Source organism: Acidimicrobiales bacterium, from assembly GCA_035546775.1.
In the GTDB taxonomy this organism is placed as follows: domain Bacteria; phylum Actinomycetota; class Acidimicrobiia; order Acidimicrobiales; family JACCXE01; genus JACCXE01.
The window spans coordinates 88,044-109,898 of record DASZWD010000017.1 but is presented as its reverse complement, the minus strand read 5'-3'; the positions used below and the strand labels follow the sequence as shown (position 1 = coordinate 109,898).

20 protein-coding genes, 1 tRNA gene and 1 riboswitch are annotated in these 21,855 nt (G+C 68.8%); of the genes, 15 read left to right on the top strand and 6 right to left on the bottom strand.

What is annotated here, in order from left to right; translation table 11 throughout:
- The first annotated feature begins 10 nt into the window (after positions 1–10).
- The 8 genes from VHC63_04010 to VHC63_03975 all read left to right on the top strand — a co-directional run bounded on the left by VHC63_04010 (position 11) and on the right by VHC63_03975 (position 6,479).
- Positions 11–661 carry an IspD/TarI family cytidylyltransferase gene (locus VHC63_04010; GenBank protein ID HVV35743.1) on the top strand — a complete coding sequence of 217 codons (651 nt, stop codon included), beginning with the start codon at positions 11–13 and terminating at the stop codon, positions 659–661.
- Positions 658–1,146, top strand: a complete 489-nt coding sequence (gene ispF, locus VHC63_04005) for a 2-C-methyl-D-erythritol 2,4-cyclodiphosphate synthase (GenBank protein HVV35742.1) — start codon at positions 658–660, stop codon at positions 1,144–1,146. The genes VHC63_04010 and ispF overlap by 4 nt, the downstream gene beginning before the upstream one ends.
- Positions 1,146–2,006 (top strand): 23S rRNA (guanosine(2251)-2'-O)-methyltransferase RlmB, encoded by an 861-nt coding sequence (rlmB, locus tag VHC63_04000; protein ID HVV35741.1) that lies wholly within the window; start codon positions 1,146–1,148, stop codon positions 2,004–2,006. The genes ispF and rlmB overlap by 1 nt, the downstream gene beginning before the upstream one ends.
- Positions 2,007–2,118: 112 nt before the next feature.
- On the top strand, positions 2,119–2,832 hold the full coding sequence (gene sigH / locus VHC63_03995) for an RNA polymerase sporulation sigma factor SigH (protein HVV35740.1): 714 nt from the start codon (positions 2,119–2,121) through the stop codon (positions 2,830–2,832).
- A 33-nt stretch (positions 2,833–2,865) separates the two neighbouring features.
- A tRNA-Thr gene (locus tag VHC63_03990) sits at positions 2,866–2,938 on the top strand.
- A gap of 122 nt (positions 2,939–3,060) precedes the next feature.
- A complete protein-coding gene (locus VHC63_03985; protein ID HVV35739.1) occupies positions 3,061–4,422 on the top strand; it encodes a DUF1800 family protein in 1,362 nt (453 codons plus the stop codon).
- Between the two features lie 2 nt (positions 4,423–4,424).
- Positions 4,425–5,849: a DUF1501 domain-containing protein gene (locus VHC63_03980; protein HVV35738.1), complete on the top strand. Its 1,425-nt coding sequence runs from the start codon at positions 4,425–4,427 to the stop codon at positions 5,847–5,849.
- 93 nt (positions 5,850–5,942) lie between these two features.
- Positions 5,943–6,479: a LytR C-terminal domain-containing protein gene (locus tag VHC63_03975; protein HVV35737.1), complete on the top strand. Its 537-nt coding sequence runs from the start codon at positions 5,943–5,945 to the stop codon at positions 6,477–6,479.
- 1 nt (position 6,480) lies between these two features.
- Here VHC63_03975 and otsB read toward each other — a convergent pair whose 3' ends face one another.
- Positions 6,481–7,266 (bottom strand): trehalose-phosphatase, encoded by a 786-nt coding sequence (gene otsB / locus VHC63_03970; GenBank protein HVV35736.1) that lies wholly within the window; start codon positions 7,264–7,266, stop codon positions 6,481–6,483.
- 29 nt (positions 7,267–7,295) lie between these two features.
- Between otsB and VHC63_03965 the strand changes: the two genes are divergently transcribed.
- Positions 7,296–8,099, top strand: a complete 804-nt coding sequence (locus tag VHC63_03965; GenBank protein HVV35735.1) for a hypothetical protein — start codon at positions 7,296–7,298, stop codon at positions 8,097–8,099.
- Between the two features lie 3 nt (positions 8,100–8,102).
- On the opposite strand, the gene VHC63_03960 is transcribed toward VHC63_03965, so the two are convergent.
- Entirely contained in the window at positions 8,103–9,503 is a 1,401-nt protein-coding gene (locus VHC63_03960) for a trehalose-6-phosphate synthase (protein ID HVV35734.1), read from the bottom strand.
- Positions 9,504–9,506: 3 nt separating this feature from the next.
- On the opposite strand from VHC63_03960, the gene VHC63_03955 reads away from it, so the two are divergent.
- On the top strand, positions 9,507–10,547 hold the full coding sequence (locus VHC63_03955; protein ID HVV35733.1) for a glycerate kinase: 1,041 nt from the start codon (positions 9,507–9,509) through the stop codon (positions 10,545–10,547).
- Here VHC63_03955 and VHC63_03950 read toward each other — a convergent pair.
- Entirely contained in the window at positions 10,531–11,277 is a 747-nt protein-coding gene (locus VHC63_03950; GenBank protein ID HVV35732.1) for a glycosyltransferase, read from the bottom strand. The two genes, VHC63_03955 and VHC63_03950, sit on opposite strands and share 17 nt — an antisense overlap.
- A gap of 30 nt (positions 11,278–11,307) precedes the next feature.
- Positions 11,308–11,402, top strand: a riboswitch (SAM riboswitch).
- An 8-nt stretch (positions 11,403–11,410) separates the two neighbouring features.
- Between VHC63_03950 and thrC the strand changes: the two genes are divergently transcribed.
- From thrC to VHC63_03935, 3 genes are read left to right on the top strand one after another with little or no spacing between them, the layout of a single operon-like run.
- Positions 11,411–12,643, top strand: coding sequence for a threonine synthase (thrC, locus tag VHC63_03945; protein ID HVV35731.1), 1,233 nt, complete (start codon positions 11,411–11,413; stop codon positions 12,641–12,643).
- 2 nt (positions 12,644–12,645) lie between these two features.
- Complete coding sequence (locus tag VHC63_03940) at positions 12,646–12,921, top strand: ubiquitin-like small modifier protein 1 (GenBank protein ID HVV35730.1); 276 nt, start codon at positions 12,646–12,648, stop codon at positions 12,919–12,921.
- Positions 12,922–12,975: 54 nt separating this feature from the next.
- The gene (locus VHC63_03935; protein ID HVV35729.1) at positions 12,976–14,493 is read left to right on the top strand and encodes a DUF2079 domain-containing protein; all 1,518 of its coding nucleotides are present in this window, start codon (positions 12,976–12,978) and stop codon (positions 14,491–14,493) included.
- Positions 14,494–14,507: 14 nt separating this feature from the next.
- Here the strand turns inward: VHC63_03935 and VHC63_03930 are convergent, their stop codons facing one another.
- Both VHC63_03930 and VHC63_03925 read right to left on the bottom strand, forming a co-directional pair.
- Entirely contained in the window at positions 14,508–15,257 is a 750-nt protein-coding gene (locus tag VHC63_03930) for a glycosyltransferase family 2 protein (GenBank protein ID HVV35728.1), read from the bottom strand.
- A gap of 23 nt (positions 15,258–15,280) precedes the next feature.
- Positions 15,281–16,711 (bottom strand): carboxylesterase family protein, encoded by a 1,431-nt coding sequence (locus VHC63_03925; GenBank protein ID HVV35727.1) that lies wholly within the window; start codon positions 16,709–16,711, stop codon positions 15,281–15,283.
- Between the two features lie 96 nt (positions 16,712–16,807).
- Between VHC63_03925 and groL the strand changes: the two genes are divergently transcribed.
- Positions 16,808–18,430, top strand: a complete 1,623-nt coding sequence (groL, locus tag VHC63_03920; protein ID HVV35726.1) for a chaperonin GroEL — start codon at positions 16,808–16,810, stop codon at positions 18,428–18,430.
- A gap of 186 nt (positions 18,431–18,616) precedes the next feature.
- Positions 18,617–19,843, top strand: coding sequence for a M48 family metallopeptidase (locus tag VHC63_03915; GenBank protein HVV35725.1), 1,227 nt, complete (start codon positions 18,617–18,619; stop codon positions 19,841–19,843).
- Here VHC63_03915 and VHC63_03910 read toward each other — a convergent pair.
- Positions 19,821–21,761: a glycosyltransferase family 39 protein gene (locus tag VHC63_03910; protein ID HVV35724.1), complete on the bottom strand. Its 1,941-nt coding sequence runs from the start codon at positions 21,759–21,761 to the stop codon at positions 19,821–19,823. The genes VHC63_03915 and VHC63_03910 overlap by 23 nt on opposite strands.
- Positions 21,762–21,855 lie beyond the last annotated feature (94 nt).

The window sequence follows — 21,855 nt, the reverse complement described above, 5'->3', positions numbered from 1 at the left end:
CCCCGCCGGCATGTCCGTTTGGACCATCGTGTGCGCGGGGGGCGCGGGACACCGTTTCGGATCGGTCAAGCAATACGCCGCCCTCGGCGAGCAACGCCTGATCGACCATGCAGTGGCGAACGCCGCCGCGGCGTCTGATTTCGTCGTCGTCGGTGCGCCGGCCGACGACGTGGACGACCTGCGCTGGGCGTTCGCCTCGACGAAGATCAAAGTGATCCCCGGCGGCGTGTTGCGCTCCGACACGGTGCGCTGCGCCCTGGCCGTGATCCCCGCCATCGCCGAAGTGATCGTCGTGCACGACGCGGCGCGTCCGCTGGCGCCGCCGGCCTTGTTCGACTCGGTCGTCGCCGCCGTGCGCGGCGGCGCCGACGCTGCCGTGCCCGGGTTGGTGCCGCCCGACACCGTCAAGCGCGTTGCCGGCGACGTCGTCGTCGAGACGCTCGACCGCTCGGAACTCGTGCTGGTGCAGACGCCGCAGGCCTTCCGCGCCGACGTGCTGCGCGCCGCCCACGTAGGCAACCCCGACGCCACCGACGACGCCGCGCTCGTCGAACGCGCCGGCGGCAAGGTCGTCGTCGTGCCCGGCTCGCCGGCGGCGCACAAGGTCACGACCCCGGACGACCTCGCCGCCCTGGCGCAGCGGCTAGGACAGCAGGCGTGAAGATCCCCCGCGTCGGCCTGGGCTACGACGTCCACCGCTTCAGCGACGACCCGCAGCGTCCGTTTGTGCTCGGCGGTGTGACTTTCGACGGCGCGCCTGGACTCGTCGGCCATTCCGACGCCGACGCCGCCGCCCACGCCATCGCCGACGCCTTGCTCGGCGCCGCGGGTCTCGGCGACATCGGCCAGCACTTCCCCGACACCGACGAGGAATGGAAGGACGCCGACTCGCTCGTCCTGCTGCGCGCCATCGCGCTGCGCGTACAGGCCGCCGGTTTCGAGATCGGCAACGTCGACTGCACGGTCGTCACCGAGGCCCCGAAGCTGGCGCCGCAGCGCGACGCCATGGAAAAGAACCTCAGCGCCGCGATCGACGCGCCGGTGACGGTGAAGGCGACGCGACCCGAGTCGTTGGGCGCGCTCGGCCGGCGCGAAGGGCTGGCGTGCCTGGCAGTGGCGTTGATCGTCGAGAGCGAGCGCGGCTGATGCCGCCGCGGCCACCTGCGGGCGGGCGCTCGCGTCCAGGACCTCGCCGTAGCGGCGGCCGGCCGACGCGCGACTCGGGGGCGCGGCCCCGCGCCGTCGATCGCGGACTCGGCGGTCAGATCGTCGCCGGGCGCAACGCCGTGCGCGAACTACTCGTCGCCGGGCGACGTCCTGTGCGTGAGGTCTTCTTCGCCGAAGGCATCGACCCGGCGCCCGTCCTCGACGACATCGCGACGTTCGCGGCGAAGGCCGGAGTTCCGATTCGCACGATTCCCCGCGCCCGGCTCGACGCGCTGGCCGAGACCGAGGCGCCCCAGGGTGTCGTCGCCCGCGCCGCGGCGTTGCCCGAAGCCGACCTGAGCGCGCTCGCCGGTCCCGGCCGCAACGGCGAGCCGCCATTCCTGGTCGCCCTCGACGGAGTCACCGACCCGCACAACCTCGGCGCCGTCATTCGCAGCGCCGAGTCGGCCGGAGCGACGGGTCTCGTGGTCACGCGCCACCGCGCGGCGCACGTCACCCCAACCGTGACGAAAGCCGCCGCCGGCGCCGTCGAGTACCTCCCGATCGCCGTCGTCCCCGGCCTGCCCGCGGCCCTCCAGGAGCTCCAGGGACGCGGCGTTTGGACGGTCGGCCTCGCCAGCGACGCGCCACAGACAGTGTTCGATTTGCCCGTTGCCGACGGCCCGATCTGTCTGGTCCTCGGTTCCGAAGGGACTGGCATGACCCGACTAGTCCGTCAACGCTGTGAGATCGTCGTCGGGATCCCCCGACTCGGCCACACAGAGTCACTAAACGTGGCTGCGGCCGCCGCGGTGAGTTGTTACGAGGTGGCGCGCCGCCGTTTGACCGATTCGCCCTGATTCGTAGGGAGCTTTAACAAATTCCCGCCAACAATCACCCTCCGCGGTATTGACGATCCGTCAGACCATCGGTACAAGGATCTAGTCAGTTCGGGGCATCGGCAGGGGAGCGGTGTCCGGAATCCATCCACACACTGAGATTCCTGGAGACAGAAACGTGGCGGTAGAAGTTCACGCTCCCCTCACCGAGGACAACGACGACGTCCTCGTAGGGCGGTTCCAGGCTGGGGACATGCAGGCGCTTGACGCTCTGCTCACCAAGTATCGGCGCTTTGCTCGCTCGAAGGTTCGCAACTACTTCCTCGTGGGAGCAGACGCCGACGACCTCGAGCAGGAGGGCCTCATCGGTCTCTACAAGGCGGCGCGGGACTACCGCGCCGACCGTGCGGCGAGCTTTCCGGTGTTCGCGGAAATGTGCATTACGCGCCAAATCATCACCGCGGTGAAGGCGGCGACCCGTCAGAAGCACCAGCCGCTCAACGGCTATGTGTCGATTTCGACGCCGCTGAACCTCACCGATGACGGCGCCGATCCGCGCGACGAGCTGCTGCGCGATCACACCATCACCGATCCGGCCGATGTCGTCGCTGACGGCGATCAAGCCGAAGCGGTGCAGGTGGCGATTGCGCAGTTGCTGTCGTCGCTCGAGGTCGAGGTACTGAAGCTCTACGTGGAAGGGGCTACGTACGCCGAGATAAGCCAGTCTCTCAACCGCCACACCAAGGCGGTCGACAACGCAATCCAGCGCATCAAGCGCAAGGTCGAAGGCGTTCTGGCGGCGCGGGCCAAGCTGGAGCGGGCGGAGTTCGAGCGGCTGGCGTCGTAGTCTTGCCGGCGGTCGGCCTCTCGGGGCGGGCGCGCCGGATTAGCTCAGCTGGCAGAGCACCTCTCTTGTAAAGAGGATGTCGTCGGTTCGATTCCGACATCCGGCTCGGTGCGAATAGTTGTGTTTTTTGTGCCGCGTCGTACCATCTGTGTCCCTGCGTAACGGCGGGGCACGTGCTGGGGAATCGGGAATGTGCTGCATGCCGGCGGCACACCCGGAGGAGAACACGTGGCACGAACTGAAGAAGAGCGCGTCGCCCACGTCTGGCGACGGCTGGGCTTTGGGCCCGCGCCTGGTGACGTCGCCGCCGGGGTGAACGCCGGTGGCGCCACTGCGGTGATCGACGACCTCCTCAGTCGCGCCACGACGACGCCGACGGACTGGGGCTGGCCGGGCCTCCAGAACGACGGGCAGGACATCCTGCGCCTCGTCAACCGGTTGTTCGAGCTGTACGCGACCGCACCGGGCGCGGTGCAGGAACGCGTCTCGTGGATCCTGACCGGGCTCGTCGTCGCCGCCTACGGCGGCCAGGTGCAGCTGGGCGAGTTGCGGGCGCATTGGAACAAGCTGCGCGCGTGGCCGACCACCGGGACGTACCGCAGCCTCCTCAGCAGTGTCGCCAGTTCGTCGGCGATGCAGGTGTACCTCACGGGCACCGGCAGCGTTCCGCCGCATGCGAACGAGAACCTGGCGCGCGAGTTGATGGAGCTGTTCAGTCTCGGCGTCACCAACCCGCGCACGGGTGCCGCCAACTACAGCGAGACCGACGTCAAGGAAATCGCCCGCGCGTTGACGGGCTATAAGTTCGACACGAAGCACCGCACGCTGTCGTGGAGCTCGTCGAGCTGGGACAGCGGCACGAAGACGTTCCTTGGCGCCAGTCGCGGCGCGGCGAAGCTCGCCGACGTCATCAACGCGGTCGCGACCCACGACAGCTTCCGCTATTTCGTGCCGCAGCGGCTGTACCGCGAACTCCTGGGGTTCGATCCGTCACCGTCGGCGCTCGACGACATGGCCGCGGTGTGGATGCCCGACGGAAATCTTGGGGCGCTCGTCGCGCACATCGCGCACCGCCCGGAGTTCGTGGCCGACGAAACCATCGGCAACCGGGTGAAGCCGCCCGTCGACCTTCTCGTGAGCGCGGTGCGCGTGCTCGGCAAGGCCGATCTCTGGATGGCGCACGTGTGGATGATGAGCCGCCAGCTCCACCAGCGACCCGAACTGCCGCCCAACGTGTCGGGCTGGGAGGGCGCCAACTGGTTGTCACCGGGCCACATCGTCGTGTGGTCCGACGTGGCCAACGCGCTGTGCACTTCGGACCGCGGCCCGTCCTTCGACGGCACGAAGTACGCGGTGCCACCGACGCAGCAGAACACGAACCTCCGCACGTTCTTCGCCACCGCCGACCGCTCGACCGCCGCGGACATGGCGATCGACATGGCCGGCCTCTACGACGTCTCGTCGCAAACGCGCCAAGCCATTGACACGTTTGCACGCGAAGAGTCCACGCCCGGTGAAGAGTGGACGTGGGAGCGGGCGTGTGGCGTGATGCAGATGGTGTTCATGAGTCCCGAGTTCTTGGTGGGTTGACGATGACCGCTCGCACTTCCCGTCGTCGCTTCCTCATGCAGCTGGGTGGCGCCGCCGCCGCGGGGCTGTCGGCGCCGCTGTGGCTGGAGTTGATCCAGCGCGGCGGTTTGCAGTTCGCCTGGGGTACCGGCGAGTTCGACACGCTGCCACTCGGCGCTCCGGTGTGCGTGCACATCTCGCTCGACGGCGGCAACGACTACCTGAACACGCTCGCCCCCATCGGCGACGCCTGGTACAAGGACTCGACCTACGGCCACGGCAGCCTCGCACTGTCGACAAGCGAGACGACGGCGCTCACCGGCTCCAGCTACCGCCTCCACAACAAGCTCTCGTGGCTGGCCAACCGGTGGAACACGTCGCACGACGTCGCCTTCGTGCTCGGCGTCGGCAACAACCGCGCCGACTTCAGCCACTTCGAGTCGATGAAGTACTGGGATACGTCGCGCCTCGATCTGGCCGGACACACCGGGTGGCTCGGGCGCTACGCCGATGCGACCCGATCCGACAACGCGGTGGCCAGCGTGTCGATGTCGGACCTGCGGCTCGACGCCATGCCGGCGAACGCGCCCGCGCTGGTCGTCCAGCAATGCTCGACCTTCGCCCTCCAAACCGGTGCGACCAGCGCGGAGACGCTGGCGGACGGCGCGCGGCTGATGTCGACGATCGACGGGACTGATACGCGCGCCGACGTGGCGCGCATGATGGCGACGACGCTCGACGTGTCGAGCCGCATCGTCGCTTCCGACGACCCGACGTTCACCGGTAGTAGCACCGGGTACGCCAACTACGGGCCGCTCACCCAGGACCTCGTGCAGGCGGCGCTGCTGATCCGCTCCGGGTTGCCGGCGCAGAGCTACTCGATCACCCATAACGGTTTCGACAGCCACGTCATGCAGAAGCAGATGCAGAACGATCGCTTCACGGAACTCAACGACGCGCTGACGAAGTTCTTCGCGGTGATGAACGGCCACGAACGACAGAACGACGTCTTCGTGTTGATCACGTCCGAGTTCGGTCGCCAGATGAGCCCGAACCGCAACGCCGGTACCGACCACGGCCAGGCTGGCATGGCGATGTTCGTCGGTGGCGGCACGTGTGGCGGCATCTTCGGCGACCCCCCGACGCTCAATCCCGGCGGCGCGACGCGCCCGAATCGCATCAACGACGCGTTGAAGCCCACGGCGGACTTCCGCAGTGTGCATGCCACCGCGCTCAACCGACTGGCGAAGGGCGACACCAACGTCGCCGACAGCGTGCTGGGCGCCCACTACGAGGACTTCGGCGTCTTCGATCCATCGCTGGCGCCCGTGCCCACCACCACGAGTACCACCGCGCCGCCGGCGACGACCACGACGACTGCGCCGGCCACCACGACGACAACCGCGCCGTCGCGCAGTGGCGGGCGCGGGCTGCTCTCGCGGCTGTAGGCCGCAATACCGGCGCTCTGTCACACCCCTGTGGCAGGCTGGACCCGTGGAGTTGCACGCATCGAACGCCGAGAGTGAAAGGCGCCATCGCTGATGGCTCGTCCTGCCGGAACCAACGTGCACGTGGGCAAGGCAGCGGCGATCATCGTCGTCGCGTTGGCGCTCGGATTCGTCGTGCTGAACGACAAGGGCAGCGGCGGCTTCAGCGCCGCGGCCGCGGCACGCGCCGCGGCGGCGCGGGCCAACCACTTCACCGAGACCACGCGGGCGGCGTCGCACTCGACCACATCGACCACGGCGGCGGCCGAGCGCCAGCCGGCACAAATCAAGGTCATCGCCATCAACGCCACCGGTAAGGCCGGCACCGCCGGCAAGGCGACGACGCGCTTGCGCGACGCGGGCTACAACGCGCTGGCGCCGGGCAACGCCACCGCGTCGGTCACTGCGACGCATCCCGCATCGGTCATCTACGTGGTCACGCCCGGCTACGAACGCGAAGCGAAGACGATCGCGTCGCTGTTCAGCCTGCCCGACTCTGCCGTGCGGCCGCTGCCCAATCCATCGCCGTCGACGGACATCCGCTCCGACACCAATATCGCGGTGCTCGTCGGCACCGGCATCGCGCTCTAAGTCAGGCGTCGGCGCGCAACCGCTTGAGCACGGCGCGTAACGCGTCGGCGGCGGCGGCTGGGCTCGTGAGCACCACGTCGGCGATCTCGGCGAAGGCGCGCGGTCCTTCGAGGCTGTCGACGAAGACGGCGGCGCTCGGAATCTCCGCGTAGGAACGCATCGCTTCGACCGCTGGGATGTCGACGAGGTCGTCGCCGAAGAACACCACGGCTTTCGGTCGATGCTCGTCGATCAGCAAGCGCATGGCGTCGCCCTTGTCGAGCTCGACCGGTGGACGCAACTCGACGGAGTAGCGCGTGTCGTGCGCGACGAGGCCCGTTTCGCGCTCCACTTCGTCGCAAAACGTGCGGATCCACTGCTCGGCGCCGGGCGAGGTGCGGTAGTGCAACGCCAGCGCCAGTCCCTTGCGCTCGACGACAACGTCGGCCGGCGCTGCCGCCTTCACCCGCGCTTCGACGAGTTCGATCGTCTCGCGCCACGGCGCGGACTCGGGGTGAGGCACCACGTCAGCGCCGTGGAGCCGCTCGTGCCCGTGCAGCCCGATGAACTCGACGCCGTGGTCGGCCAGCGGGCGGGTGCGATCGACGAGCCATTCGACGGGCCGGCCGGTGACGAAGGCCACCGTCACGAAACGCGTCAACTCACTCAGTGTGTCGATGACGCCTGCGACGGCGGTGGCGTCGCCGGGATGGTCCACGATGGTCGAAATCGTGCCGTCGAAATCGAGCACGACCAGCGCGTCGGGCGCGCGGTCGACGAGCGGTTGCAGGGCGGGGGGCACGGTCATGGCCATCGGCCTCGCTAGCTTTCCATGCGATGGTGCGTCGGTTGCGTCCCGCGCTGGTCGCGGTCGCGGCGACCGCGCTGGTCGTCGCGGCATGCTCCGACCCCGCCGTGCGCTTGTCGTATCGCCCGAAGGTCGGCACCCGAACCAGCTACGAACTGCGGGTGACGACGGCGTCGCACACGCGCCTGGTCGGACAGCCGCCAAAGGATCGTCACGACTCGTTCGTGCTGCGCTCCGATCAGCTGGTGCGCCAAGCCCGGTTCGGCGCGACCAGAGTCGCGGTGCGCCTCAGCGGCGCTGGGCAGAAGCCGCGTGACTTCATCGTGCGCCTCGACCGCGCCGGCCAGCTGACGACGGTCGAGTCCGAGGGCGGCGTCCCCAGTTCCGAGCTCGGCAACCCCAACCTCGGGATCAGCGAGTTGCTGCCGTCGGCCGCCGGTGCGCTGCCGCGCGACGCGCTGCGGCCGGGCGACCGGTGGCGCATCAGCCAGCGGCTGCGCAGTAGCTCGCTGCCCGAGGGCGTCCTCGTCGGTTTCGGTCGGCTGGCGAGTCTCGGCGTATCGCACGGGACGAAGCTGGCGGTCGTCGACACCGACGTCGCCCTGCCCGTCGACCTCACGACCCAGGAGGACGTGGGCGCGATCCATCTCGTGGGCACGCAGCGCACGACCATGCACGTGGTCCAGCGGGTGCGCGACGGGGTCGTGCTCCAGGCGCGAGCCCACACGGTGGGCCATTACGCCGTGACCCTCTCGCCGCCCGTCGACCTCACCGCGCCACCGGTGACGGGCACGCTCACCGTCACGGTGTCGTCGACGACGCGGGCGCGCTGAGCGCTACGCCTGCGCGGCCGCGATCTGCTTGGCCAACCACTGTTCGGGCGTGCGCGCCGTTGCCACCGCGTGCACGCCGGCGTAGCGCGCCGCCCGTTCCGCATCGTCGAGGCTGAGGGCGAGGTGCAACGCCTCGGCGGTGCCGACGACGTCGAAGGGATTGACGCCGATGGCGCCCGCGGGGCCGAACTCGTCCCAGGCGCCCGCTTCGCGTGAGAGAACCAACGGTGCGTTGCGCTCGTTGATGGCGGTGCCTTCGTACGCGACGAGGTTCAGGCCGTCGCGGATCGGGTTGACCAGCAGCACGTCGGCGCGGCGCAGTCCGGCGACGGAGCGGGCGAAGTCGTCGTTGGTGTCGAGGATGACGGGCGGCCAGTCTTCGGTGCCGAACTCGCGGTTGAGTGCCGCGGCGGCTTCGACAACGTCGTGGTGCAGTTGCTGATACTCGGCGAGCGACTCACGACTCGGATAACACATGGCGACGAGCGTCACGTTGTCGCGCCACTGCGGGTGCAGCGACAGCAATTCACGGTAGGCCCACAAGCCGCGCAGCAGGTTCTTCGAGGGTTCGATGCGGTCGACGCGCACGATGCACTTGCGGTGCCCGACGGCCGCGTTGAAGATCGCCGTTTCGCGTGCGCATTCGGGGCTCGCCGCCACCTTCGCCACTTCGTCGTGGTCGGCGGCGGCCGGGGCGACGTAGGTGCGCGGCATGGGTCGGTCACGTGTCGCCGGGTGGGCGCGCCAGCAACCCTCGAACGCCTCGGCCCACCGCGGCGCGTGGAATCCGCAGGCGTCGGCGCCACCCATACCGAGCAGCAGCTCCTCGACGATGTCGTCGGGCAACAACCCCATGAGCGCCGGGTGCACCCACGGCGTATGCGTGAAGTGCGAGATCTTGAGGTCCGGGCGCAGGGCGCGCAGCATCCCGGGCACGAGCGCCATCTGGTAGTCGTGCACCAACACCGTGGCGTTGCGCGCCGCGGCGGCGGCGCCGGCCGTGGCCAGTGCCTGGTTCAGTTCGCGGAAGGACTCCCACGCGGCGCGAAACGTTGAGTCAAGGCGCGGGCGCTGTGCACTGTCGAACATGTGGTGGTGCCAGAACCACAGCGTCTCGTTGGCCACGACGTTGTAGGCGGCGGCGTAGGTTTCTGCGGCCACGTCGACGAGGCGCAGGCGATACCCGTGGCGACGGAGTTCGCCGGCGGGATCGGCGGTCTTGGCCGCCGCCCGGTCCGCGTCGTTCATCGTGGCCGCGACCCATACGGTGTCGTCGCCCCGCACTCCCGCGCCCAACGTCGACGCCAGACCGCCACCGGCACGCCCAGGGACGGGTTCGCGGTTGTCGTCGAAATGGAACGCGATGGGTCCGCGGTTCGAGACGACAACGAGAGGTGCTGTCACAACATGAGCCACCATAACGGTGTGCCCCGCGTGCTGGCTGCCCTAGACAAATTCCGCGGGACGGCCGACGCGCCCGCCGTCGTGGCCGCCGTCGGGCGCGGCGCGGTCGACGCGGGGTGGACGTACGACCCGGCGCCGATGTCGGACGGTGGCGAAGGCATGCTCGACGTGTTCGGTGGCCCGAACCGCACGACGGAGGTGACGGGTCCGCTCGGTCGCGTCGTGTCGGCACCCTGGCGCCTCGACGGCAACACCGCCGTCATCGAGTCGGCGCGGGCGTGTGGGCTCACCCTCGCCGGTGGCCCCGAGCACAACGACCCCGTCAACGCCACGACCGCAGGCGTCGGGGAGCTGCTGACCGCGGCGGTCGACGCCGGCGCCCGCCACATCGTGGTTGGCCTGGGCGGCTCCGCGTCGACCGACGGTGGACTCGGCGCGTTGCGGGCTGGTCCGCGGCCGGGTCGCATGAAGGGCGTCGAGTTGGTGATCGCGTGCGACGTCGAGACGCTGTTCGTCGACGCGGCCCGCGTGTTCGGTCCCCAGAAGGGCGCCTCGCCGAAGCAAGTCGAGTTGCTCGAGCGGCGGCTGGCTTCGCTGCAAGAGGGCTACCGCGCCGACTACGGCGTCGACCTGGCCGACGTCATCGGGGCCGGCGCCGCTGGAGGTTTGGCGGGCGGGCTCGTCGTGCTCGGCGGCACGATCATGCCGGGCATCGAAGCCGTCGCCGACCACGTCGACCTCGACGATCGGATCGAGGAAGCCGACCTGGTCATCACCGGCGAAGGCTTCCTCGACGGCGCCAGCTTCGCCGGCAAGGTCGTGGGCGGCATCGTGGAGCGTGCGTCGTGGTCGGGCACGGGGGTGCTCGTCGTCGTGGGCGACGCCGACGACGAAGGTCTCGCGGCGGCGCAGGCGTGCGCATCGCCGCCCGACGTCGTGTCGCTGACCGCGCGCTTCGGCGAGGAGGCGTCGCGCACTGATACCGAAGCGTTGATCGCCGTGGTCGTCGCCGAGTACCTCGGGAGTTTCAGGCCTCGGGTGTGAGCGGATCGGTGACGATCGGAGCGCGTTCGTGGGGCGCCGGGCCCGCGGTCGGTACGCCGGCGCGGTTGAGGATGACGCGCAGCACCTCGACGGCCATCGGCTTGAGTTGGTGCATCGGTCGATTGCGGTGGGCGCGTGCCGCGATGCTGACCTCGCCGATGGCATCGGCGCCGTAGCGGGTCGCGATGTCGAGCAGCAGCCCGACGTCGACGCCGTAGCCGTCGACGAAGGTGACGCGCTCGAGCGCCACGCGACGAACGGCGACTTCACCGGCGAGTGGCTGGCGCAGGTGCGCCAGCGTCGGGAACAGCAGGGCCAACGCCGGCCGGGCGGTGAGCTCGGTGACGCGTCCACCTTCGCCCGGTTGGTTCCCTAAGGGGCGTTCGTAGGCAGCGCGCACCATCATCAGCGACGGGTCGGCCGTGAGCGCGTGCACGAGCGACGCCGACGTTTCGGCTCGTGGGTTGGTGACATCGCCGTCGAGGAACAGCACGACGTCACCGCTGGTGTCGCGCACACCGGTCCAGAGCGCGGCGCCCTTGCCACGTCCGAGCGACGGGATCACGCGGGCGCCGGCGCGTTCGGCCTCGCTCGCCGTGGCATCGCTCGACCCGTCGTCGACCACCACGACTTCGGCGTCGGGCGCACCGGCGAACGCGCACTTCACCACGGCGGCGACGGTCTCACCCTCGTCGCGCGCCGGGATCACGATCGATATGCCGGTTGCCATGCCAGACAGTCTTGCGCATACACTTGGGGCCACTTATCCAGAGCGGTCGAGGGTTCGGGCCCAGTGAAACCGCGGCAACCAGCACGCAGACAAGTGCCAGGTGCCAATGCCCGATTCGATGAGAGGGAACGCAATGACCTTCGTTGAGGCACTCAAGTGCCGTGAGTGTGGCAAGACGTACCCGGTCGCGGCTCTGCACGTGTGCGATTACTGCTTCGGGCCGCTCGAGTGCACGTATGACTACGAGCAGGCCGCCGCCCACGTAACGCGCCAGTCGATCGAGGCCGGGCCGAACACGATCTGGCGCTATCAGGCGCTGCTGCCCGCCGACCCGCCCGGGGCGATCGACCTCGGCGCCGGTTGGACGCCGCTGGTGCGCGCTGATCGTCTCGCCGCCGAACTCGGACTCGGCGAGTTGTGGCTGAAGAACGACACGGTCAATCCGACGGGATCGTTCAAGGACCGCGTCGTGTCCGTCGCTCTGGCCAAGGCGCGCGAGTTGGGCTTCAAGGTGGCGGCGTGCCCGTCGACGGGCAACCTGGCCAACTCGGTGGCGGCCCACGCGGCGCGCGCGGGGATGAAGTCGGTCGTGTTCGTCCCGGCCGATCTCGAGCCGGCCAAGATCGCGATGACCGCCGTGTTCGGTTGCACGCTCGTTGCCGTCGACGGCACCTACGACGACGTCAACCGGCTGTGCGCCGAGCTGACCGACGACCACGACGACTGGGCGTTCGTCAACGTGAACGTGCGCACCTACTACGCCGAGGGATCCAAGACGCTGGCGTTCGAGTCGGCCGAGCAACTCGGATGGAAGGCACCCGACCACGTCGTGGTGCCGATTGCGTCCGGCTCGCAGCTCACGAAGGTCGCCAAGGGTTTCCGCGAACTGGCCAAGGTCGGTCTCATCGACGACACGCCGGTGCGCGTCAGCGGCGCGCAGGCACTCGGCTGCTCCCCCGTCGCCACCGCCTTCGAAACGGGCGCCGACGCCATCAAACCCGTCCGCCCGGACACCATCGCCAAGTCGCTCGCCATCGGCAATCCAGCCGACGGTTGGTACGCCCTCGACGAAGTGCGCAAGAGCGGCGGGGCCGTGGCTTCGGTCACCGACGACGAGATCCGCGACGGCATCCAGTTGCTGGCGCGCACCGAGGGCATCTTCGCCGAAACCGCCGGCGGCGTGACCATCGCCACCCTGGCGAAGCTGGCGGCGCAGGGCGTCGTGCGCCGCGACGAGCGTGTCGTAGCGATGATCACCGGCCACGGCCTCAAGACGCTCGACGCCGTCGCCGATCGGCTGGGGCCGACATTCACGATTCCGCCCACTCGCGCTGCCTTCGAAGCGGCGTACTCGCAGGAGGACTAGCCGTGGCAACCACCGTTCGCATCCCCACCCAGCTGCGCCCGCTCGCCGAAGGCGCCAGCGAGCTCTCCGTCGAGGGGGCGACGGTGGGCGAGGTGCTCAAGGCGCTCGACGCCGCCCACCCCGGTTTCGCCGAGCGGCTCTTCGACGACGCCGGCAACCTGCGCCGGTTCGTCAACGTGTTCCTCGCCGAGGAGGACGTGCGCTTTCTCGACGGGCTCAACACCCCCGTCGCCCCGGGCCAAACGCTCTCCATCGTTCCCGCCGTCGCCGGCGGTTAACTTGCCCCACCCGCCCACCCGAATCTTCGGGTCGGCTCGCTACGCTCGCCTCCCGTGACCGCGGGGACCGAACCGAGCGCGGAGGACGACGCGGCGCGGGACGAACGCCCGATCTACGTCCTCGCGGCGATGGTGCTGCTGTTCTTCCTCGTGTTCGCCACGCTGACGTGGCGTCAGCAGTCGAACTACGGGACGTTCGGGTTCGACCACGGGATCTTCGACCAAGAGGTGTGGCTCGTCAGCCGCTTCAAGGATCCGTTCCTCACGACGCGCGGACTCAACATGTGGGCCAACCACGTGAACCCGATCGTCTACTTGCTTGCACCCTTCTATTGGTTCGGCGCGGGGCCGCACTTTCTCTACGTCGTGCAAACGGCGGCGTTCGCGTCCGGCGCGATCCCGTTGTGGCTGATCGCGCGGGAGAAGCTCGACAACGAGTGGCTCGCCCTCACGATCCCGACCGCCTGGCTGCTGTATCCCTCAGTGCAGTGGATGACGTGGTGGCACTTCCACCCGGAGTGTTTCGCCGTTCCGGCGCTGCTGTTCGCGTGGTACTTCGCCGATCACGCCCGCTGGCTGCCCTACGCGATCTGCATCGCTCTCATGCTCGCGGTGAAGGAAGACGCGGCGCTCGTGGGGATCGCGCTCGGCGTGATCGTCGCGATCCGCAAGGATCGACGCGTCGGGCTTCTGACCGCCGGTGCGTCGTTGTTCTGGTTGGTCGTGTGCCTGAAGCTGATCATCCCCCACGCCGTCGGCGGGTCGAATCCCTTCTACGCCAACCAGTTCGGTGCGCTCGGGCACTCGACGAACGAGATCATCTTCAATCTGGTGCGCCACCCCAGTCGCGTGCTGTCGCTGGCGAACGAGCGCACGCGACGCGCCTACTACGGCCAGATGCTCTTGCCCGTCGGGTTGCTCGCCCTCGCCGCGCCCGACGTTCTCGCCGTCGTGTCGCCGACGATCCTCGTCAACGTCGTCAACTCGCAGGGATATACGCACAACTACAAGTACCAGTACTCGGCGTTCGTGTCCGCCGGCATCTTCCTCGCCGTGATCTACGCCATCGGCCGCGCTCGCGAACGTGGCCTTCAGCGCTTCCTCGCCGGTTTTCTGTGCGCGTGCGCGTTCGCGACCTCGCTGCTGTGGGCGCCGTCGCCGCTCAACCCGCGTGTGTTCAAGAGCGGGATCTGGGCGCGGCAGTCGTCACCCCATCTCGCGGCGATCACGGCGGCCGTCAAACGCGTGCCGCGCGACGCGGGCGTAGCGGCGAGCTACACGATCGTGCCCCACGTGACGCACCGTACGTTCGTCTACGAGTGGCCCAACCCGTGGGTGCGCACCTACTACGGGATCGACGGCCAACCCCCGCATCGGTGGAACCCGGCCAAGGTGAACTACCTCGTGCTCGACACCGGGCTCAACGAATCACTGCGTCCGCTGCTCGACCAGCTCACGGGGCCCGACGGCGAGTTCAAGGTCATCGACGACGCCAACGGCGTCGTCCTGGCCAAGCGCATACACCCGCCGCGGACCGGCGCTCGGCGGGTGCAGTTCACGCCGCCCGCGTGAGCCGGAGCGGCTCGCTAATCCTCGAACAGGCGGCTGCGACTCACGTGCAGCTTGTGCAGCAAGTAGCGGCCCATGACGCCGAGGGTGGCGATGCCGTAGCGAACGTTGGCGCGCATCGTCGTCGACGACGCTTCGGGGAAGTACTTGGTGTGGATCGGCACTTCGACGACGCGCTGGCCGAAGGCGACGGCCTGGGCGATGACTTGGGTGTCGAACACGAACGCGTCGTCGTTGCGCATGAACGGCACCGTTTCGAGAAACCCGCGTGAGTAGGCGCGGTATCCCGTGTGCAGTTCGGCGAAGTGCGTGCCCATGGCGCGGTTCTCGACGAAGGTGAGCGCCTTGTTGGCGACGTAGCGGTACAGCGGCATGCCCCCGGCGCGGGCGCCTCCCTTCGTCATCATGCGCGAGCCGAGGACGAGGTCGGCGTCGCCGTCCACGATCGGCTTGATGAGGTCGGGGAGCAGTACCGGGTCGTACTGGCCGTCGGGGTGGAGCATGACGACGACGTCGGCACCGAGGCGCAACGCCTCGAGGTAACACGTCTTCTGGTTCCCGCCGTAGCCGACGTTGTGGGGCAACGCGATGGTGCGGATCGGCAGCTTCGCCGCTTCGAGCAGCGTCGTGTCCATGCTCTTGTCGTCGACGAGCAACACCTCGTCGACGACGCCGGGCGGAATCGCCTCCCACGTCGAACGCAGCGTCTGGGCGGCGTTGTAGGCCGGCATAGCGACGAGGACCTTCGGCTTCGTGCCCGCAGCCACGAGCGGCACCGTAGCGGGCGGGATCAGGGCCAGATAGCGCGCAGGGCGGCGTGGGGGTCGTCGGCGACGCTCGACTTGGCATCGAAGATCATCGTGGAGCGCTGCCCGTCGGGGTCGTACGCCGGCCAGCCGGGCTTGCCGCTCGCGATGAAGCGGACGAACGCGCCGTGCATGGCGTCGGCCATCGCTTGCGGCGCGCGACCGCCGCAGACGTGCTGGGCCCACTCGTGGTCGAGGCAATCGAAGGCGAAGGGCACGTCGATGCAATGGACGGCGCCGATCTTGTCGAGCCCGGGCGACCGCCATGCCGTCTCGTACAGGAACGTCGGTGCCGTACCCGCAGCGGCGCGGCGTTCGGCGAGGCGAACCGGGCCGACGCGGAACTCCGAGTCGGTCAGCGCCCGGGCGCGTAGTTCGCCGTTCTTCGCCTTGGGGTACATGGCGCGAAAGGCACGCCGCCCGGCCTCGTCGAGGCCGAGGCGGTCGAGCAACGCGTTGAGTTCGTCGACGGTGGCCTTGGCGTCGCGCTGCGGGCCGACCGTCTCTTCCGTCGTGGCGCCGGCGAGGATCGGCAGCGACGCCGTCGCTCCAGCGTCGATGGCGGCTGGGAGGTACGACGCGATCACGGCACCGTCGACGGTCGGGCCGAGCGACGTGCTGCGGTCGAGGCGCGCCGCCTCTTGGATCTCGATCAGCTTGGACGGGTCGAGGGTGGCGAAGGCGTCGACGGTGGCGGGCAGGCCGGCCGTCTCGCTGATCTTGGCGGCGGTGCGCGCCGCTCGTTCGGTGCCGCCGAGTCGCATGGCGGTGCCGCTCATCGCGATGACACCACGGCACAGCTGGGCGGCGCGCGGGTGGGCGGCCAGGATCGTCACCATGCCGCCGCCGGCGGACTGGCCGCCCACGGTCACCCTGGCCGGGTCGCCGCCGAAGCGCTCGACGTTCTCGTGCACCCACTCGAGCCCGGCGATGCAGTCGAGCACGCCCCGGTTGGCCGGCGCGCCGTCGAGGCGCAGGAATCCTTCGCAGCCGAGCCGGTAGCCGATTGACACCACGACGACGCCGTCGCGGGTGAACGCCACGCCGTCGTACCACGGGCTCGACGGCGTGCCGGCGGTGAAACCGCCACCGTGAATCCACACGAACACCGGCGCGCCGGCATCGTTCTTGGCGGCCTCGATCGGGCTGAAGACGTTGAGGCTCAGGCACGGCGGCGCGTCGCCACCCTCGATGATCGGCTCAGGAATCAGGGTGAAGCGGCGCTCCGGCTGGGGCGCGGTGGGCGCAAATTTCGTCGCCTCGATGACGCCCTTCCACTCGTCGACCGGCGCCGGCTCGGCGAAGCGCAGCCGTCCGAAAGGCGGTTGGGCGTAGGGAATCCCCAGGAAGGCGATGTCATGTTCCCGCGCGACGCCCCGGACGCGGCCCCGGGTGGTTGCGACGAGTGGATCCATGACGTACCGAGGCTACGCGGGTTGCACGACCCCCGCGCGAGCCGTACGATTAGCACTCGCTTACCGAGAGTGCTAACTCCCTGACGGAGGATGTAGATGCCCAAGTTGATCGCGTTTGACGAGCAGGCCCGCCGGTCGCTCGAAAGCGGCATGAACCAGCTCGCCGACGCAGTACGCGTCACGCTCGGCCCCAAGGGTCGCAATGTCGTGCTGGAAAAGAAGTGGGGTGCCCCCACGATCACGAACGACGGCGTGTCGATCGCCAAGGAAATCGAGCTCGAGGATCCCTTCGAGAAGCTCGGCGCCGAACTCGTCAAGGAAGTCGCCAAGAAGACCGACGACGTCGCCGGTGACGGCACCACCACGGCCACCGTCCTCGCCTGGGCCATGGTGCGCGAGGGCCTGAAGAACGTGGCCGCCGGCGCCAACCCGATGAGCCTGAAGAAGGGCATCGAGGCGGCGGTCGAAGCCGCGCTCGCCTCGCTGCGGGACCTCTCCAAGGACGTCGACAGCCGCGATCAGATCGCCCAGGTGGCCGGCATCTCCGCCGCCGATCCGGAAATCGGCGAGCTGATCGCCACCGCCATCGATCGCGTCGGCAAGGACGGCGTCATCACGGTCGAAGAGAGCCAGACCTTCGGCATGGACATGGAGTTCGTCGAAGGCATGCGCTTCGACAAGGGCTTCATCTCGCCGTACTTCGTCACCGATCCCGAGCGGATGGAAGCCGTGCTCGACGATCCGTTCATCCTCTTCGTCGGCTCGAAGATCTCCGCGGTGCGCGACCTGCTGCCCGTGCTCGAGAAGGTCATGCAGGGCGGCCGCCCGCTCGTCGTGATCGCCGAAGACGTCGAGGGCGAGGCGCTGGCCACCCTCGTGGTCAACAAGATCCGCGGCACGTTCAAGTCGGCCGCCGTCAAGGCGCCGGGCTTCGGCGAGCGCCGCAAGGCGATGCTGCAGGACATGGCGATCCTCACCGGCGGTCAGGTCGTCAGCGAAGAGGTCGGCCTCAAGCTCGAGAGCATCGACCTGTCGCTGCTCGGTCGCGCCCGCAAGGTCGTAATCACCAAGGACGAGACCACCATCATCGAAGGCGCCGGTGACGCCAACGACGTCAAGGGCCGCGTCAACCAGATCAAGGCCGAGATCGACAACACCGACTCCGACTACGACCGCGAGAAGCTCCAGGAGCGTCTCGCCAAGCTGAGCGGCGGCGTGGCCGTGCTCAAGGTCGGTGCCGCGACCGAGGTCGAACTCAAGGAAAAGAAGCACCGCATCGAAGACGCGGTGTCCACGGCCAAGGCGTCGATCGAAGAGGGCGTCGTGCCCGGCGGTGGCGTTGCCCTGCTGCGTGCGCAGGCCCGCATCCTCGACGTCGCCGAGAAGCTCGAAGGCGACGAGGCGACCGGTGCCCGCATGGTGGCCAAGGCCGTCGAAGAACCGCTGAAGCAGATCGCCGTCAACGCCGGCCTCGAAGGTGGCGTGGTGATCGAGCGGGTGCGTTCGCTCAAGAAGCAGACCGAAGGCCTCAACGCCGCCACCGGTGAGTACGAGGACATGCTGAAGGCCGGTATCACCGACGCCACCAAGGTGACGTCGTCGGCCCTCCAGAACGCGGCGTCGATCGCGGCGCTGTTCCTCACCACCGAGGCCGTCATCGTCGACAAGCCCGAAGAGGCCGCCCCGGCGATGCCCGGCGGCGGCATGGAGGACTTCTAGTCCATCGCCGTGCGACCGAAGGTCGCACGGCGAGCGTCGGCGCTTGCGTCGGTGGAGCCTCCGGGCCGAGCAAGTCGGCCCTGCGGCCTTTCGGCTGCGGTGTCTCAGCCTTTCGAAGCTGTTGATAAGCCCCCGGTCCGTTTGGGCCGGGGGCTTATTCTTTTGGTGGGGAAGAGGGGGAATCCTGTGTCGACTGCGACTTCGGTGCCGGTGCGCACTATTGATCCGGGGGCGTCGGGGATCACGCCGTGGCGGGCGTTCAGGACGCGGCCGGAGGATTGGTTCGATCCTGAGGAAATCGCCAAGGCGCGCCGCTACACCAAGCCGCTCAAGATCGTGCACGCCGTGCAAGTTGTCGTCGCGCTCGTGATCGACGTTGCCGTCGTGCGCTCGCACCTGTTCCCGCGCCTGCTGCGCCACCTCGACCTGCACAACTGGGTGCTCGACGTCGTCGCGGTGATGGCGGGACTGCTCGTGATCGGCATCGTCGAGAACATCGGCTTCCAGTGGTGGCGCACCATGGTCTACGACAAGAAGTGGGAGTTCTCGACGACCACCGTCGGCACCTTCGTGGGCGATCAGCTCAAGGGCCTCGCCATCGGGGTCGTGCTCAACTCGCTGATCCTCATCGCATTGTGGGCCGTCATCCGGTCGACCGATCAGTGGTGGATCTTCGGCTGGGCGGTGCTGGCGGTACTGCAGGTCGGCATCGCGCTGCTGGCGCCCGTCCTCCTCGACCCGATCTTCAACAAGTTCACCCGCATCGAGGACGAGGATCTGCACGCCGACATCGTGGCGACGGCCCACAGCGTCGGCGCCGACATCGACCAGGTGCAGATGTCGGACGCGTCGAAGCGCGACACGCGCAAGAACGCCTACGTCACCGGTGCCGGCAAGACGCGGCGCATGGTGGTCTTCGACACGATGCTCGAGTGGCCCCGACCCGAGGTGCGGTGGGTGTGCGCCCACGAGATCGGGCACTGGCGCCGCAAGCACGTGATGAAGATCATCCCGATCGTGCTGCTGATGTTGCTCGTCGACTTTGCCGCGCTGAAGGTGATCCTCGACAACGATCGCGTGCTGCGCTTCGCCGGCGTGCACTCGTTGCACAACCCGGCCGCCATCCCTCTGTTCATGCTGCTGTTCCCGATCCCTGGGCTGGTGACGGGACTCGTCGGCGCCTATTTTCAGCGCCACAACGAACGCGAGGCGGACCTGTTCGGGCTCGAGGCGGTACCCGACCCGCAGGCGGCGCATTCGGCGATGCGCAATCTCTATACGGAGTCTCTGTCGGACCTCACGCCGTCGCTGTGGAAGCGGCTGACGTACTCGCATCCGCCCGTCGCCGAACGCCTCGCCATGATCGACGAGTGGGGCAAGCGACGCGGCCTTACGTCGTCGCCGGCGAAGTGAGGTCGTAAACCGTTACGCGCCCGACGCGCACGGCGCTGAAGTGACGGGCGATCCAGCGGGCGATGCCCATCGACGTGCCGGTCTTGGGGCCGAGTCCACCGCCGTGCGTGCCGGGGCCCCCGAGGCCGCGACCCGTCGACAGGTAGTAATGGATCTCGTGGTGCGCCACGTACCGCTGGAACTGCGCCAACGTGGGTGAGGGATCCGTTCCGTTGAATCCGCCCATCGGCATGACCGAGCGTCCCGTGGACAGCTGGTAGCCGGCGGCCGCTTCGCTGCCGATGGTCGCCGCGATCCAGCGGTACTTGTCGGCGTCCTGCAACAGGTAGGTCTTGAGTTGGTGGTCGGGGCGGCTGGCTTCGAGCAGTCCGCCGATGAGCCCGCCGTGGCGCGGCCCGCCGGGAAGCACCGGTATGGGACTGCCCGTGGGTCCGACCGCGAGGGTGACGGCGGTCGGCTTCGACAGGACGCGACGCGGGCGGGCGATCGACGGCGGGCGGTAGCTGCCCTGGCCGGCGGGGCCGGCCGACACGATGGCGCCCTCGTGGCGGGTGGCGGCGGTGTCGAGCGAGTAGGCCGTCGGGCCGACGAAGGCGACGGCGAGGGCGCCGGCCGCGGCGGCGGTGACGACCTTGGGCGTCATGCGCGGACCGACGACGATGAACGCCGCCGCCAACGCGGCGGGCCCGAGCACAGCGGGGACGAGCCACGGCAACCACGACGGCGTGCGCCCGATGAGCACAGCCGCCCAGACGCCGGTCAGCACCGTCGCCGCCGCCATCGTGATGCGGGCCCACAAGTCGCGCCGCGCGTTCCACACGAAGATGCCGGCGACGCCGATGGTGCCGCCGATGCCGGGAGCCAGCGCGACGGTGTAGTACTCGTGGATGATCCCGCGACCGAGCGAGAACGTGAGCGTCGTGATCACGAGCCAGCCGCCCCAGATGACGAGCGCGGCGCGGGTGCGGTCGGTGCGGGCGCGGCGCGCCGTTACCACCCCGACTACCGCGAGTAGGAGCAGTGCTGCCGGCATCAGCCACGACGCCTGACCGCCGAAGTGGCGGTCGAACATGCGAAACAAGCCGGTCTGCCCCCACGCCGGACGACCCGCAGCCGTGTGGCGGGCGCCGACCGAGCCGCGCTCGTTGCCCGTCAACCGGCCGAAGCCGTTGTAGCCGAATACGAGGTTGAGCACGGAGTTGTTCTGCGAGCCGCCGACGTAGGGCCGGAACGACTTCGGTGTGATCTCGACCGCCGCGATCCACCACGCCAACGACATGACCATCGCCGCGGCGCCGAGGGCCAGTTGCACGACGCGGCGCCACAGCTGAGGCGGGCCCGCGAGGAGATAGGCGACGCCGAAGGCGGGCACCACCAAAAACGCCTGCATCATCTTGGCCAGAAAGCCGAGACCGACGAGGCTGAAGCAGGCGACCACCCACTTCGTCTCGCCACGCTCGAGCGCGCGGACCATGGCGTAGCCGGCGAGCGTCAGGAGGAGCACCAGCATCGAGTCCGGGTTGTTGAAGCGGAACATCAGTACCGCCGCGGGGGTGAGGGCGAGGATCGCTCCGGCGAGGAGACCGGCCGTCTCGCCGAACCACCGCTTGACTGCTGCGTAGAGCACGGCGACCGACAGCACGCCTTCGATGGCGTTGGGGACGAGGATCGTGGCCGGGCTGAGCCCGAAGAGTCGGGCCGACACCTCCATCGGCCACAAGAACAACGGCGACTTGTCGACGGTGATCGACCCGGCGGCGTCGGACGCGCCGAAGAAGGCCGCCTTCCAACTGTGGGTGCCGGCCTGGACGGCGGCGCTGTAGAAGGCGTTGGCCCACCCGGACGCGCTGAGACCCCACAGATAGAGGGCGGCGGTGAGCCCGAGGAGCGCGCAGAGGCGGAGGCGAGAACGTTCCATTTCGGCGGAAATCAAATCACGGGGGGCGACGAAAAACTGCGCGACCCCACAGCTAACTTTCCGCCCGCTCACAGGTGAAAAGGAGAGGGTTGTC